Source organism: Streptomyces sp. NPDC005017 (genome assembly GCF_042873115.1).
Classification (GTDB): domain Bacteria; phylum Actinomycetota; class Actinomycetes; order Streptomycetales; family Streptomycetaceae; genus Streptomyces.
Genome location: NZ_JBIALD010000030.1, coordinates 1 through 13,554, shown reverse-complemented (window position 1 = coordinate 13,554; position 13,554 = coordinate 1). Strand labels below are relative to the sequence as shown.

The 13,554-nt window shown below is 72.7% G+C and carries 16 protein-coding genes; 11 read left to right on the top strand and 5 right to left on the bottom strand.

Annotation, left to right across the window (positions count from 1 at the left end):
- Positions 1 to 87: 87 nt before the first annotated feature.
- Positions 88 to 531, top strand: a complete 444-nt coding sequence (locus ACFYR0_RS32365) for a hypothetical protein (protein WP_389336133.1) — start codon at positions 88 to 90, stop codon at positions 529 to 531.
- A 137-nt stretch (positions 532 to 668) separates the two neighbouring features.
- Here ACFYR0_RS32365 and ACFYR0_RS32360 read toward each other — a convergent pair whose 3' ends face one another.
- The 3 genes from ACFYR0_RS32360 to ACFYR0_RS32350 all read right to left on the bottom strand — a co-directional run bounded on the left by ACFYR0_RS32360 (position 669) and on the right by ACFYR0_RS32350 (position 2,756).
- The gene (locus ACFYR0_RS32360; RefSeq protein WP_389336130.1) at positions 669 to 1,793 is read right to left on the bottom strand and encodes an RNA polymerase sigma factor SigF; all 1,125 of its coding nucleotides are present in this window, start codon (positions 1,791 to 1,793) and stop codon (positions 669 to 671) included.
- Positions 1,794 to 1,810: 17 nt separating this feature from the next.
- Entirely contained in the window at positions 1,811 to 2,224 is a 414-nt protein-coding gene (locus tag ACFYR0_RS32355) for an anti-sigma factor (protein ID WP_006136266.1), read from the bottom strand.
- A 271-nt stretch (positions 2,225 to 2,495) separates the two neighbouring features.
- Positions 2,496 to 2,756, bottom strand: a complete 261-nt coding sequence (locus ACFYR0_RS32350) for a UBP-type zinc finger domain-containing protein (RefSeq protein WP_389336126.1) — start codon at positions 2,754 to 2,756, stop codon at positions 2,496 to 2,498.
- 58 nt (positions 2,757 to 2,814) lie between these two features.
- On the opposite strand from ACFYR0_RS32350, the gene ACFYR0_RS32345 reads away from it, so the two are divergent.
- Positions 2,815 to 4,413 (top strand): Na+/H+ antiporter, encoded by a 1,599-nt coding sequence (locus ACFYR0_RS32345; RefSeq protein ID WP_389336123.1) that lies wholly within the window; start codon positions 2,815 to 2,817, stop codon positions 4,411 to 4,413.
- A 46-nt stretch (positions 4,414 to 4,459) separates the two neighbouring features.
- On the opposite strand, the gene ACFYR0_RS32340 is transcribed toward ACFYR0_RS32345, so the two are convergent.
- Together ACFYR0_RS32340 and ACFYR0_RS32335 are read right to left on the bottom strand one after the other, a co-directional pair.
- Positions 4,460 to 5,362 carry a 1-aminocyclopropane-1-carboxylate deaminase/D-cysteine desulfhydrase gene (locus ACFYR0_RS32340; protein WP_389336120.1) on the bottom strand — a complete coding sequence of 301 codons (903 nt, stop codon included), beginning with the start codon at positions 5,360 to 5,362 and terminating at the stop codon, positions 4,460 to 4,462.
- Between the two features lie 87 nt (positions 5,363 to 5,449).
- The gene (locus tag ACFYR0_RS32335; protein ID WP_389336117.1) at positions 5,450 to 6,040 is read right to left on the bottom strand and encodes an N-acetylmuramoyl-L-alanine amidase; all 591 of its coding nucleotides are present in this window, start codon (positions 6,038 to 6,040) and stop codon (positions 5,450 to 5,452) included.
- Positions 6,041 to 6,347: 307 nt separating this feature from the next.
- Between ACFYR0_RS32335 and ACFYR0_RS32330 the strand changes: the two genes are divergently transcribed.
- The 9 genes from ACFYR0_RS32330 (at position 6,348) to ACFYR0_RS32290 (ending at position 13,356) form a co-directional block, all read left to right on the top strand.
- On the top strand, positions 6,348 to 7,754 hold the full coding sequence (locus ACFYR0_RS32330) for a family 2B encapsulin nanocompartment shell protein (protein WP_389336114.1): 1,407 nt from the start codon (positions 6,348 to 6,350) through the stop codon (positions 7,752 to 7,754).
- Positions 7,755 to 7,830: 76 nt separating this feature from the next.
- A complete protein-coding gene (locus ACFYR0_RS32325; protein WP_389336288.1) occupies positions 7,831 to 8,982 on the top strand; it encodes a family 2 encapsulin nanocompartment cargo protein polyprenyl transferase in 1,152 nt (383 codons plus the stop codon).
- Positions 8,983 to 9,400: 418 nt separating this feature from the next.
- Entirely contained in the window at positions 9,401 to 10,003 is a 603-nt protein-coding gene (locus tag ACFYR0_RS32320) for a GNAT family N-acetyltransferase (protein WP_389336112.1), read from the top strand.
- Positions 10,004 to 10,201: 198 nt separating this feature from the next.
- On the top strand, positions 10,202 to 10,786 hold the full coding sequence (locus tag ACFYR0_RS32315; RefSeq protein WP_389336109.1) for a dihydrofolate reductase family protein: 585 nt from the start codon (positions 10,202 to 10,204) through the stop codon (positions 10,784 to 10,786).
- A gap of 26 nt (positions 10,787 to 10,812) precedes the next feature.
- Positions 10,813 to 11,034: a hypothetical protein gene (locus ACFYR0_RS32310; RefSeq protein ID WP_389336106.1), complete on the top strand. Its 222-nt coding sequence runs from the start codon at positions 10,813 to 10,815 to the stop codon at positions 11,032 to 11,034.
- A gap of 102 nt (positions 11,035 to 11,136) precedes the next feature.
- Positions 11,137 to 11,553, top strand: a complete 417-nt coding sequence (locus ACFYR0_RS32305) for a YciI family protein (protein WP_389336103.1) — start codon at positions 11,137 to 11,139, stop codon at positions 11,551 to 11,553.
- A 7-nt stretch (positions 11,554 to 11,560) separates the two neighbouring features.
- A complete protein-coding gene (locus ACFYR0_RS32300) occupies positions 11,561 to 12,787 on the top strand; it encodes an RNA polymerase sigma factor (RefSeq protein WP_389336100.1) in 1,227 nt (408 codons plus the stop codon).
- 9 nt (positions 12,788 to 12,796) lie between these two features.
- Positions 12,797 to 13,129: a DUF952 domain-containing protein gene (locus tag ACFYR0_RS32295; RefSeq protein WP_389336097.1), complete on the top strand. Its 333-nt coding sequence runs from the start codon at positions 12,797 to 12,799 to the stop codon at positions 13,127 to 13,129.
- Complete coding sequence (locus tag ACFYR0_RS32290; RefSeq protein ID WP_389336094.1) at positions 13,126 to 13,356, top strand: hypothetical protein; 231 nt, start codon at positions 13,126 to 13,128, stop codon at positions 13,354 to 13,356. Before ACFYR0_RS32295 ends, ACFYR0_RS32290 begins: the two co-directional genes overlap by 4 nt.
- Positions 13,357 to 13,554: the final 198 nt, after the last annotated feature.

Here is a 13,554-nt window from a genome sequence, read left to right as displayed (position 1 = left end):
GATCCCAGACGGAAGCGTGGATCAGATAAGACAAACGGGCGTGAACCTCGACACGGACGGCGTGGAACCGGCGGCTACCCTTCAGGGGTGACCAGTGAAGAGACCCCCGACACCACCGCCGACGTCACCGGCCCGCGCCCGCGGCGACTGACGTACGCCGCCCTCCTCGCCGCGCTGGAGGGGGTCGCGCTGGTGGCCGGCGGAGGCCTGATGCTCGTGCTCGGGCTGACCGGTGACCCCGACAGCCGGGGGCAGGCCGTCACCGGCGGCGTCACACTGCTGCTGATCGCGCTGCTGCCTCTGCTCGCCGCGCGCGGTCTGCTCGCCCGGCGCCCCTGGAGCCGCGGGCCCGCCATCTTCACCCAGATCATGGCCCTGCCGGTGGCCTACACCCTGCTCCGGGCCGACAGCATGGCCATCCCCGCCGGCATCGTCCTCGCGGTCGTCGCCGTGACGTCCCTGGTCCTGCTGCTGTCGCCCGAGACGCGTGACGCGCTCGGCATCCGCGGGCCGGGTCGCGCCGAGCGCTGATGCCACGGGGACCGCGCGGCATCCGCGGGCCGGGTCGCGCCGAGCGCTGATGCCACGGGGACCGCGCGGCATCCGCGGGCCGGGCGGCGCCGAGCGCTGATGCCACGGGGACCGCGCCGCGGCCCCCGCCGCCCCTCCTACTCCTCCACCAGCAGCTTCTCCCGCAGCTGGGCCAGCGTGCGGGCCAGCAGGCGCGAGACGTGCATCTGCGAGATGCCGACCTCCTGCGCGATCTGCGACTGGGTCATGTTGCCGAAGAAGCGCAACAGCAGGATCCGCTTCTCGCGCGGCGGCAGATCCTCCAGCAGCGGCTTGAGCGACTCGCGGTACTCGACGCCCTCCAGTGCCTCGTCCTCCGCGCCGAGCGTGTCGGCGACCGCCGGGGACTCGTCGTCGGTGTCGGGGACGTCCAGCGACAGCGTGGAGTACGCGTTCGCGGACTCCAGCCCCTCCAGGACCTCCTCCTCCGAGATCGCCAGCTTCTCGGCCAGCTCGTGCACCGTCGGGGAGCGGCCGTGCTGCTGGGACAGCTCGGCCGTGGCCGTGGTCAGCGCCAGCCGCAGCTCCTGGAGCCTGCGCGGCACACGGACCGCCCAGCCCTTGTCCCGGAAGTGCCGCTTGATCTCGCCGACCACCGTCGGGGTGGCGTACGTGGAGAACTCCACGCCCCGGTCCGGGTCGAAGCGGTCGACCGACTTGATCAGGCCGATGGTGGCGACCTGGGTGAGGTCGTCGAGGGGCTCACCGCGGTTGCGGAAGCGGCGCGCGAGGTGCTCGACGAGCGGCAGATGCATGCGCACCAGCTGATTGCGCAGCTCCGCGTACTCGGGGCTGCCGTCCTTCAGCTCGCGCAGCTCCAGGAACAGCGCGCGCGCCCCGCTGCGGTCCTGCGGGTCGTGGTGCGTGCCCTGGCCGCCCACCGCGCCGTCCTCGGAGTTTCGCTCGTGCTCGCTCATCGTCCCGCCCGTCGCCCTTCGCCGAGCCCTCGCCTCCCGGGCCGGGCGGACATGTCCTGCCCCGGGCGCACCCTGGCCTGTCCCCGCGTCCTGGCCGTCCTGCCGCCCGTCACCGGGGCCGCCGGCGGCCGGGGGGAGATCCTCCGGATGCGGCCGGGCCTGCTCGGGGATGACGTCGATGCCCTCAGCCATGCGCCGCGAGCCGTCCGGACCGGCCTGTGCCGGGCCCTCGGCCCCGGTCGGGCAGGGGGTGGCGGCCCCGTCCTCGGCCCGCAGCTCCCGTGTGCCGCGCTCTTCGTCCCGCACCGGCCCGTCCCCGTCCCTCACGCCGGCCCGGGTCCCGCGCCGCGCTGTTTGTAGAGGCTGATCGAAACGGTTCTGTCCTCGTCGACCGCGGAGGAGACCTTGCCCGCGAGGGCCGAAAGGACGGTCCAGGCGAAGGTGTCGCGCGACGGGGCGTGGCCGTCCGTGGTCGGGGCGGAGACCGTGACCTCCAGCGAGTCGTCGACGAGACGGAACACGCAACTGAGGACCGAGCCCGGCACGGCCTGCTGGAGCAGGATCGCGCAGGCCTCGTCCACCGCGATGCGCAGGTCCTCGATCTCGTCCAGGGTGAAGTCCAAACGGGCCGCGAGGCCGGCCGTGGCCGTCCGCAGCACCGACAGGTAGGCACCCGCGGCCGGCAGCCGGACTTCCACGAAGTCCTGGGTAGCGGGCTCGCCTGCGATCTGGGACACCCTCACCTCCAAGGTGGTACAAGCTGTTCGGAGCCGAGGGTCGCCCCCCGGGGTAACGCGAAGTGTGGTACAGCCGTGACGCTATCGCGCTCTCGGCCGTGCTGTCCCCGGGACCCCAACCCCCTGGCGTCACTCACAGTAAACCTGCGGATACGCTCCGTGTCTAGAGGTTCTGCGGGCCCAAATGGGAAGAGCGCGCGCCGGGTTGACGTACCCAGACGTCAGAGAGTCGAACCGTCCTGGTCCAGGGTCACACAACAGCCGTTCCTGGTCACACGAGTACGTGATCCACGAAGCACCACCGCCAGTCCTCGCCCGGCTCGAACGTGCGCATCACGGGGTGCCCGGACTCCCTGTGGTGCCCCGACGCGTGCCGGCCCTGGGACGAGTCGCAGCAGCCGACATGGCCGCAGGTGAGACACAGCCGCAACTGCACCGGGTGGGTTCCGGCCGCCAGGCACTCCGGACAGGTGTCCGTCACGGGGCCCGGCTCCGGGTGCGGCAGCGCGTCGGCATGCGTGCACTGTTTCATGATTGCCAGGTTACGACGGGCCCGCGCCTGACCGCGCGGAAAAACGAGGGCGGGAACCATGGACGTGATGCCGCTGCTGTTGCTGGTGGCGGGGAGCGCGGCGGTGGCCGGCGCCGGGCGTCGCAGCCCCGTGCCCGCGCCGCTGCTGCTGGTGGCGGCCGGACTGGCCCTGTCCTACGTGCCCGGCGTCCCCGACTACCACCTGGAACCGGAGATCGTCCTGCCGCTGGTCCTGCCGCCGCTGCTCTACACCGCGGCCGTCGACAGCTCCTACCTCGACCTGCGGGCGCAGGTACGGCCCGTGGCACTGCTGTCGGTCGGCTACGTGCTCTTCGCGACCTTCGTGGTCGGCTGGGCGGCCTACCTGCTCATCCCCGGTCTGCCGCTGACCGCGGCCCTGGTGCTGGGCGCGGTCGTCGCGCCGCCGGACGCCGTGGCCGCCACCGCCGTCGCCCGCCGGGTCGGACTGCCCTCGCGGATCACCACCATCCTCCAGGGCGAGTCCCTGGTGAACGACGCCACCGCGATCACCGCCTACCGCGTGGCCGTCGCCGCCGCCGTCGGCGAGGGCGCGAGCTGGGCCGGCGGCATCGTGGAGTTCCTGGTCGCCGCGATCGGCGGCGTCGGGATCGGTCTCGTCCTCATGGCGCCCCTGCACTGGCTGCGCACCCATCTGCACGAGGCACTGCTCCAGAACACCCTGTCGCTGCTCATCCCGTTCGTCGCCTACGCCGTCGCCGAGCAGTTCGAGGCCTCCGGAGTCCTCGCCGTGGTGGTCGTCGCGCTCTACCTGGGACACCGCGCCTGGGAGGTCGACTTCGCCACCCGCCTCCAGGAGGAGGCCGTGTGGAAGATGGTCGCCTTCGTCCTGGAGTCCTCGGTGTTCGCCCTCATCGGACTCCAGCTGCCGGTGGTCGTGCGGGAGCTCGGCGAGTACGAGGGGATCGACGCCGCCTGGTACGCGGTGGCAGTCTTCCTCGTCGTGGTCGTGGCCCGGTTCGTGTGGGTGTACCCGGCTACGTTCCTGCCCCGGATACTGTCGGCGCGCATCCGCGAACGGGAGGACAACCCCACCTGGAAGGGCGCGTTCGTCATCTCCTGGGCCGGCATGCGCGGGGTGGTGTCGCTGGCCATCGCCTTCTCCATCCCGGTGACCCTGCACGACAGCGACGAGCCGTTCCCCGGCCGTGCCCTGATCCTCTTCCTCACCTTCACCACCGTCATCGGCACCCTCGTCCTCCAGGGCCTCACCCTGCCCCCGCTGATCCGCCTGCTGAAGCTGCCCGGCCGCGACCAGCAGGCCGCGACGCTCGCCGAGGCCAACGCCCAGGCACAGGCATCCCGGGCCGCCGAGCAACGCCTGGACGAACTGCTCTCCGACGAGCGCAACGCCCTGCCGGGTCCGCTGGCCGAACGGCTGCGCACGGTCCTGGAGCGCCGCCGCAACTCCGTCTGGGAGCGCCTCGGCCAGGCCAACCCGGTCACCGGCGAGAGCGTCGACGACACCTACCGGCGGCTGTCCCGCGAGATGATCGGCGCTGAGCGCGAGGTCTTCGTCAGACTGCGCGACCTGCGCTACATCGACGACGAGATGCTCCGCACGCTGCTGCGCCGGCTGGACCTGGAGGAGGCTGCGGCGTACCGGGAGACCACCTGAGCGCCACGGGCCTCCCGGGGCCGCGCGTCCCGCGGAACCCGTGCCCTCAGACGAACGGGCGGCCCGTGATCACCGCGGCGAGGACCGTCCCGCGCGGGAAGGCGCCCTCCTCGGTGAGGGTCAGCAGCCCGTGCAGCAACTTGGCGACATACAGACGTTCCACGGCCAGCCCGTGGCGGTCCTCGAAGTCCTCGGCGAAGGCGCCCAGCTCCGGCGTCGTCCGGGCGTACCCGCCGAAGTGGAACCGGTCGGCGAGCGACCAGTCGCCGCGCGGCCCGCCGAAGGCCCGCCGCTGGAGCGTGCGTACGGCGTCCCCGAGGAAGCCGCCCTTGAGCACCGGCACCCCGAGGGCCCGCTGGCCGGGGGCGAGTCCCGCGGCCAGACCCGCCAGGGTGCCGCCCGTGCCGCAGGCGACCGCGACCACGTCGGCACGGCCGCGCAGTTCCTCCCCGAGGGCCGTACAGCCGCGCACCGCGGCCGCGTTGCTGCCGCCCTCCGGCACCACGTACGCCTCCTCGGCACCCGCCGCGCGCAGCAGTGCGGCGAGCGTCGCGGGCTCGTCCTTGCGGCGATAGGCCGCCCTGTCGGCGAAGTGCAGTCGCATGCCGTCGGCCGCGCACCGGGCCAGGGAAGGGTTCAGCGGCCGGCCGGCCAGCTCGTCGCCGCGCACGACACCGACCGTGTCCAGCCCGAGCAGCCGTCCCGCCGCGGCGGTGGCCCGCAGATGGTTGGAGTACGCCCCGCCGAACGTGACCACCGGGCGGCCCGCCGCCGCGTCGAGATTCGGCGCGAGCTTGCGCCACTTGTTGCCGATCAGCTCCGGATGGATCAGGTCGTCCCGCTTGAGCAGCAGCCGCACACCGTGCGCCGCGAAGCGCTCGTCGGCCGCCTCGCTCAGCGGCGAGGGCAGCCGGGGGCGCAGCGCGGCGAAGGCGTCGGAGCTGGTCACCGCCCCATTGTCGAACAGAGGGCGGAGGGGTGGAGGTCTGGGGCGTGGCTGACGGACTCCCGCCCGCCGTGCGGCGGGCGGCACGTCCTAGCCGAGGCGCTCGCGGATGCGCTGCCGCATCCGGTCCATCGTGAAGCCGCGGGGGTCGATCTTGCCGGGCTGCCACTCCAGATGCCCGATCACCGACCGCTCGGTCCAGCCGTGGTGCCGGCAGACCGCGGCGGCGGCCCGCTCCACCGCCAGCAGCTGGGCCTCGGGCCAGGGGTCCTCGCCGTCGCCGAGGTTCTCGCACTCGAAGCCGTAGAAGTGCCGGTTGCCGTCCGTGTTGGCCTCGTTGTCGGGTGGCAGCGCCCGCTCGGCGATCACCGCGCGCAGGACGTCGTCGTCCCCGGCCCCGGCGTGGTTGGCGCGGCCGTACCCGACCAGGTGGATCCGGCCGTCCTTGGTGATGACGCCGTGGCAGAGCGGGCCGGGCAGGCCCGGGTAGCCGTTCCGGCACAGTTCGACGGTCTGTTCGGCGCCGCGGGTCACCGTGTGGTGGATCATCACGCCGTGGACCGGCCCCCAGGGGCCCTTGTGGTTGCGGTTGTGGTGGCGCCAGTCGCCGACCTCGACGACCCGGAGGCCTTCGTCGCGCAGCGCGTCCAGCAGTCTGTCCGCGGACATGGGTGGGGCCATGGCCGCTCCTCTCACGCCGTTGCCGTGATGCGGCCGTGCGCGGCCGCCGTCCACTCCGGCGTATTGCCGTCCGCGTGGCGCCCGAACCGGGGAAAGCTCCAGCGACCGCAAGGATTCGGACAGTCGGGCTCCGCTTGAGCGGGACGCGCGCGGGCGCGGGCGACCGCCAAGTCTGCCCAGAAGCGGGGCGGTTGATTCCCCCTCTTTCGTGTAATAGCACGGACACGCTGAGTGATGGAACGCTTCTCGCGGAGATCGGTGCCCCGTGCGCAACGCCGTCGGGGTATTACCTGAAGGGCAGTTCCTTATGTCGGTAGGCGAAGAGGTCCGCACGGAGCAGGACAAGCCGCAGCAGAGTCTCGGCACCGCGGCCGCGCGGAACCTGGCCACCACCACCAAGTCCGTCCCGCAGATGCAGGAGATCAGCTCCCGCTGGCTGCTGCGCAGTCTGCCGTGGGTGGACGTCCAGGGCGGCACGTACCGGGTCAACCGGCGGCTCACCTACGCCGTCGGGGACGGACGGGTCACCTTTGTGAAGACCGGCGACCGGGTCGAGGTCATCCCGGCCGAGCTGGGCGAGCTGCCGGCCCTGCGCGCCTACGACGACCTGGAGGTGCTCGGGGAGCTGGCCTCGCGGTGCCGTCAGCGGGAGTTCGCGGCCGGTGAGGTGATCGCCTCCTTCGGCAGCCCCACGGACGAGGTCTACCTGCTCGCGCACGGCCGCGCCGAGAAGATCGGCGAGGGCCCCTACGGCGACGACGCGGTGCTCGGTGTCCTCGCCGACGGCTCCTACTTCGGCGAGGCCGCCGTCCTGCACGGCGACGCCATCTGGGAGCACACCGTCCGCGCGGTCACCTCGTGCACCGTGCTGATCCTGGCCCGCCAGGACGTAGAGCAGGTCGCCGAGCGTGCCGAGACCCTGCGCGAGCACCTCCAGGAGCAGCAGGCGATCCCGGAGCAGTCGACCAACAAGTACGGCGAGAAGGCCGTCGACCTCGCCGCAGGACACTCCGGCGAGCCGGACATCCCGCACACCTTCGTCGACTACGAGGCCCGGCCGCGAGAGTACGAGCTGAGCATCGCCCAGACCGTGCTGCGCATCCACTCGCGCGTGGCCGACCTGTACAACCAGCCGATGAACCAGACCGAGCAGCAGCTGCGGCTCACGGTCGAGGCGCTCAAGGAGCGCCAGGAGCACGAGCTCGTCAACAACACCCAGTTCGGTCTGCTGACCAACTGCGAGTACGACCAGCGGATCCAGCCGCACGACGGCGTGCCCGGCCCGGACGACATGGACGAGCTGCTCAGCAGGCGGCGCGGGACCAAGCTGTTCCTCGCCCACCCGCGCGCGATCGCCGCGTTCGGCCGTGAGCTCAACAAGCGCGGTCTGGTCCCGGAGACCGTCGACATGGGCGGCAACCGCATCCCGACCTGGCGCGGTGTGCCGATCTACCCGTGCAACAAGATCCCGGTCACCGAGGCCCGCACCACCTCGATCATCGCCATGCGTACCGGCGAGCAGGACCAGGGCGTGATCGGCCTGCGCCAGGCCGGCATCCCGGACGAGATCGAGCCGAGCCTGTCCGTGCGGTTCATGGGCATCAACGAACAGGCGATCATCAAGTACCTCGTGACGGCCTACTACTCCGCCGCCGTACTCGTCCCGGACGCCCTCGGCGTGCTGGAGAACGTCGAGATCGGCCGCTGGCGGTGACCCCACCCGTGCCGTGGGCCCGCCCCTCGGGGCGGGCCCACCCCGGGCCCGGCAGGGGGCGCGCGTGGCCGAGTTCATGACGGAGCCGAGGCAGCGACTCGGCGCGCCACGGCGCGGCGGGGAGCAGCGTGGCCCTGCCACGAGCCCGACGCAGGGCCACGCGGGCGTTCCGCTGTACGCGCCCGGGCGGCCGGTGGCCGCGTCCGACACCCAGGAGGCCGTGGCGATCCTGGAGCGCGCGCGGGAGGCCGTCGACCCGGCCCTGCGGGCCGCGCTGCAATCGCTGCCCAGGGGCATGCGCCGGGTCGCGCTCCACCACTTCGGCTGGGAGCACGCCGACGGCAGTCCGGCCGCCGGGAACTCCGGCAAGGCGATCCGCCCCGCGCTGGTCCTCACCGCGGCCACCGCGCTCGGCGGGCCCGCGGCACGGACGGCCGCCGTGCGGGCGGCGGCGGCCGTGGAACTGGTCCACAACTTCACGCTCCTGCACGACGACGTGATGGACCGCGACACCACGCGCCGGCACCGGCCCACCGCGTGGACCGTGTTCGGCGACGCCGACGCGATCCTCGCCGGTGACGCCATGCAGGCCCTCGCCCTGCGGCTGCTCGCGGAGGACCCGCACCCGGCGTCCGGGCCGGCCACCGCCCGGCTCGCGGCCTGTGTCGTCGAACTGTGCGAGGGCCAGCAGGTCGACACGGCCATGGAGCGGTGCGCGCCCGCCGACGTCGGCCTGGCCGAGGTGCTCGCCATGGCCGAGGCCAAGACGGGAGCCCTGCTGGGCTGCGCGTGCGCGGTCGGCGCGCTGTACGCGGGCGCCGCGCGGGAGGAGGTCGAGGCGCTCGACGCGTTCGGCCGACAGGCCGGGCTCGCCTTCCAGCTCATCGACGACGTGATCGGCATCTGGGGCGACCCCGGGCACACCGGCAAGCCGGCCGGGGCGGATCTCGCCGCGCGCAAGAAGTCGCTGCCCGTCGTCGCCGCGCTGACCTCCGGCACGGCCGCCGCGGCGGAACTGGCCGCGCTGTACGAAGTCCCGTACGACCAGGGGGACCTGGAGCGCACGGCCCTGGCCGTGGAGCGGGCGGGGGGCCGCGACTGGGCCCAGGCGCAGGCCGCCGACCGGATGTCCCAGGCGCTGTCCGAACTGGCCCGCGCGATTCCCGACCCTGAGACGGCCGAAGGGCTGCTCGCCCTAGCCGAGTTCGTCACACGTCGCACGAGCTGAGGGCGGGCGGGGGGAGCGCCTCGTAGGCCCGCACGAGCTGAGGGCGGCCCGGGGAGTGCTTCGTACGCCCGGATGAGTTGAGGGCGGTCGGGGGTGTCTCGTACGCCCGTACGGGCCGAGTGAGGCCGGGGGAGCGTCTCGTACGCCCGGATGAGTCGAGGGCCGCCGACGGCGCGCCTCGTACGGCACGAGGGAGTGCGGCCGGGGGCTCGCGCCGAGCCGGGGCCTCAACCGGCCATGTTCTGGACGGCCACGGGTGGACGAGTCCCGGGTGCCCGACGACGTTTCCGCAGTTCGTCGCGTCCGCCGACCGGCGGTGTCCCGCCCGGCCGAGCCGGTCCGGTCCCGCCGGTCACCGCCAGATCACCCCGATAGGCTCAACCTCCTTACGGTCAAGGTCGGTTGAGAGGTGCGGGTCATGGGCGTGGCGATACGGACGGCGACGGGGAACGACCGGGACGCGGTGGTGCGGCTGCTGGACGCGGCGTTCCAGGACGACCCGGTCAGCGGCTGGGTGTTCCCGGGCGAGGAGTACCGCCGCGCGACGCACCACCGGCTGATGGCCGCCTTCACCGACCTCGTGCTGGCCGACGGACGCGTCGACGTCACGGAGGACGGCTCGGCCTGCGCGCTGTGGCTGTCCGTGCCCGCCGGGGCCCACGACGAGGAGGAGGACGGTGAGGGCGGCTTCGCGCGGCTGCGGCAGGACGTCGACCCGGCCAACGAGCGGGTCGAGCTCATCGGGCGGCTCACCGCGGGCATCCACCCCTCCGACCGCCCCCACGAATACCTCTGGATGATCGGCGTCGACCCCGCCCATCAGGGCCGGGGCCTCGGCAGCGCGCTCATCGGGCACGTCCTGGACCGCTGCGACCGCGAGGGGCGGCACGCGTATCTGGAGGCCAGCAGCGCCCGCAGCCGCGTCCTGTACGAGCGGCTCGGCTTCGAGGCCGCGGGCGGCCCGCTGCGGCTGCCGGACGGGCCGCTGATGTGGCCGATGTGGCGCGAGCCCGAGGTCTGACCCGAGACCCCCGTCCCCACGCCCCACCGGGTCCGACCGCGAGCCGGGCCCGGCACCCCAAGCGGGGATTCGGGCCCGGCACCCCAAGCGGAACCACCTCACCCACTTTTCCTCGAAGTCGCTAAACCCCTTGAACCACTTCAAGTGAAGTACTACAACTGTAGGAGTCAGCACGACGGACAACGGAAAGAGACCGGTTTGCGTAAGCTCACGTACCTCGTCGCCTGCTCCATCGACGGGTTCATCGGGGACCCGTCAGGGGACGCGACGGCGATGTTCGCCTACCTCGACGAGGAGTTCCTCGGTTACCTCGCCGCAGAGCGCCCCGACACCCTGCCCACCCCCGCCCGCAAGGCCTTCGGCATCGAGGACCGGCCGCTGCAGCGGTTCGACACCGTCATCCAGGGCCGCGGCAGCTACGAGGAGGGCCTGAAGGAGGGCGTCACCAGCCCCTACGCCCATCTGCGCGAGTACGTCGCCTCGCACAGCCTGACGGAGTCGCCCGACCCCCATGTCGAGATCATCTCCGGAGACCTCGTCGCCAAGGTGCGCGAACTGAAGGCCGAGGACAGCCGGTTCGACATCTACCTGTGCGGTGGAGCGACGGTCGCCGGTGAACTGTTCGACGAGATCGACGAACTGATCGTCAAGACGTACCCGATGACCTACGGCACCGGCATGCCGATGTTCGCCACGGGGGTCTCCCTCACGCAGTTCACCCTCGACTCGGTGCGCACCTTCGGCAACGGCATCCTGGTGCGGACGTACAGCAGGAAGCGCTGACGCCCCGCCCGGCCTACCCTGAAGGCATGGACAGCGCAGAGCACGTCTGTCCCGACTGTGGACAGTCCGTAGAAACGGTCGTCCGGCGGTACAAGACGCTGGGCGCCTGGGTGCCGAAGTGGGAGGCCGGCCCGTGCCGGAACCCGGAGTGCCCTTCCTTCCCCGCCGAGGACGCCGAGCGGCTCCGCCCGCACGACCGGCAGGCGCAGCCCGAGCCGCCGGACGCCGCCGCCTCGGAACAGGCGTGAGTCGGGGAAGAACTCCGGACCGTTCTGTCGAGAATCCCGGCCCGGCTCCGACGTACCCGTGAAAGCCGCCCGTCCAGGGCGGCCCGGCCGAAGGAGCGGACGATGAAGTACCTGGTGATGGTGCTCGGCACGCAGGCGGACTACCAGGCGATGGCGGGCGACGGGAACGAGCACTCGCCGGCCTGGACCGAGGCCGACATCAAGGCCATGGTCGAGTACATGGGAGCGATCAACGACCACCTCGCCGAGTCCGGTGAACTGGTCGACGCCCAGGGCCTCACCGAACCCGCCCGCGCCCGGCACGTCACGCTGGGCGAGGACGGCAAGGCAGTCATCACCGACGGGCCGTACGGCGAGACCAAGGAACTGCTGGCCGGCTACTGGGTGCTGGACTGCGAGAGCCTGGAGCGGGTCACCGAGATCGCCGACCGCGTCACGCGCTGCCCCCAGCCCGCCGGCGCCCCCGTCTACCCGGTGGTGATCCGGCCCATTCAGGACGGCGCCGGAGACATCTGCTGACCCGCCCATGCGCCTTCCGTACGACATCGAGGACCTGCTGCGCGCCAACGCGCCGCAGGTCCTCGGCGCGCTGGTCCGCCGCTACGGCCACTTCGACGCCGCCGAGGACGCCGTCCAGGAGGCGCTGCTCGCGGCGGCCCGGCAGTGGCCGGAGCACGGGGTGCCCGACAACCCGCGCGGCTGGCTGATCAGGGTCGCCTCCCGGCGGCTCACCGACACCCTGCGCAGCGAGGAGGCCCGGCGCGCACGGGAGCGGCGGGTCGCCGAGCTCACCCCGCGCGACGAACTGCCCGCCGAGGACGCGGCCGCCCGGGAGGACCGCGCGCCACGGGAGGACGACACGCTCTCCCTGCTCTTCCTGTGCTGCCACCCCGATCTGCCGCCCCCGGCCCGGATCGCGCTCACCCTGCGCGCGGTCGGCGGCCTGACCACGGCCGAGATCGCCCGCGCCTACCTCGTCCCCGAGGCGACGATGGCTCAGCGGGTCAGCCGGGCCAAGAAGAAGGTGCGCGGGGTCCGCTTCGGCCGCCCCGACCACTGGGAGGGCAGGCTTCCGGCCGTTCTGCACACCCTCTACCTGATCTTCAACGAGGGCTACACCGCCACCTCCGGCAGCAGTCTCCAGCGCCGTGACCTCGCCGGCGAGGCGATCCGGCTGGCCCGCGCCCTGCACCGGCTGCTGCCCGAGGACGGGGAGGCGGCCGGGCTGCTGGCGCTGATGCTGCTCACCGACGCCCGCCGCGAGGCCCGCAGCGGGCCCTACGGGGAGCTGATCCCGCTCGACGAGCAGGACCGCGACCGCTGGGACCGGGCCGCGATCGAGGAGGGTGTAGCCCTGGTCACCCGCGCCCTCACCGGCGGCCCCGCCGGTCCCTACGCGCTGCGCGCGGCCATCGCCGCCGTGCACGACGAGGCCCCGGCCCCCGAGGCCACCGACTGGCGCGAGATCCTCGGCCTCTACGACGTCCTGGTCGGCCTCGTCCCCGGCCCCGTCGAACGCCTCAACCGGGCGGTGGCCGTCGCCATGGTCCACGGACCGCGCGCGGGACTCACCGAACTGGACACCGTGGAAGGCGAGTTGGGTCACCGCCCGGACGCCGTGCGCGCCCACCTCCTGGAACGCGCGGGCGAGCACGCCGCCGCCCGGGACGCCTACACCAGCGCGGCAGGGAAGACCCTGAGCCTGCCCGAACAGCGCTATCTGCGGCAGCGGGCGGCGCGGCTGAGCGAGTAGCTTGGGGCCATGTCCGAACAGCCGTTCATCCTGCACCTCACCGAGCGCTCCCTGTGGGACGCGGCCCGCGAGCGCGGCGCCTACGAGATGTCCACCCGAGGCCGCACCCTTCAAGAAGAGGGCTTCATCCACTGCTCCAGCCGCGAGCAGCTCCCGAAGGTCGGCGCCTTCCTCTACGGCTCCTACGACGGCCCCGACGAACTGGTCGTGCTGGTGATCGACCCGGCCCTGCTCGGGGTGCCGCTGAAGTACGAGGCACCGGAGCCCGGCGGCGAGGAGTTCCCCCACGTGTACGGGCCGGTCCCGGTGGCCGCCGTGGTGGACGTGGAGCCGTGGTCGTGAACCGCCGCCGGTTATGGCGCTGGACCGTGATCGCCTGGGCGGTCGCCGTGACGGCCGGCGGAGGGCTCACCCTGGCGCTCCAGGACTCGGCCGCACCCCCGCGGCACCGCTGGGAGGAGAACGACGAGCCCGCGCCGGTCCTCCAACTGGAACAGCGCGAGTACGCCGACTGCCCGACCCGGGAGCCTCCGACGGACGTCGCGTGCGCCTACGTCGGGGCGCCTTGAGTCCTGTCCGACGTGCCGTAGGGCGTGCTTCGAGAGTCCCGCCCGCCCCGGGCGTCGAGCGTGGGTGCCGGGCGTCGCGACGCCGCGGAGATCCATCAGAAGGGCCCTAGGGACTGTGTGATGTTGTGATCAACCAGTCGTCTTCAGCAGGTCGTTGATCCAGATCATCGAGGCGCGGAGGTGGAGGCCGGCGAGGTA

Bases quoted from the DNA above. Each gene is read 5' to 3' on its own strand.
- ACFYR0_RS32350 (WP_389336126.1), bottom strand. From the start codon at position 2,756: ATGAAACAGTGCACGCATGCCGACGCGCTGCCGCACCCGGAGCCGGGC.
- ACFYR0_RS32345 (WP_389336123.1), top strand. From the start codon at position 2,815: ATGGACGTGATGCCGCTGCTGTTGCTGGTGGCGGGGAGCGCGGCGGTG.
- ACFYR0_RS32335 (WP_389336117.1), bottom strand. From the start codon at position 6,040: ATGGCCCCACCCATGTCCGCGGACAGACTGCTGGACGCGCTGCGCGAC.
- ACFYR0_RS32330 (WP_389336114.1), top strand. From the start codon at position 6,348: ATGTCGGTAGGCGAAGAGGTCCGCACGGAGCAGGACAAGCCGCAGCAG.
- ACFYR0_RS32325 (WP_389336288.1), top strand. From the start codon at position 7,831: ATGACGGAGCCGAGGCAGCGACTCGGCGCGCCACGGCGCGGCGGGGAG.
- ACFYR0_RS32320 (WP_389336112.1), top strand. From the start codon at position 9,401: ATGGGCGTGGCGATACGGACGGCGACGGGGAACGACCGGGACGCGGTG.
- ACFYR0_RS32310 (WP_389336106.1), top strand. From the start codon at position 10,813: ATGGACAGCGCAGAGCACGTCTGTCCCGACTGTGGACAGTCCGTAGAA.
- ACFYR0_RS32305 (WP_389336103.1), top strand. From the start codon at position 11,137: ATGAAGTACCTGGTGATGGTGCTCGGCACGCAGGCGGACTACCAGGCG.
- ACFYR0_RS32300 (WP_389336100.1), top strand. From the start codon at position 11,561: ATGCGCCTTCCGTACGACATCGAGGACCTGCTGCGCGCCAACGCGCCG.
- ACFYR0_RS32295 (WP_389336097.1), top strand. From the start codon at position 12,797: ATGTCCGAACAGCCGTTCATCCTGCACCTCACCGAGCGCTCCCTGTGG.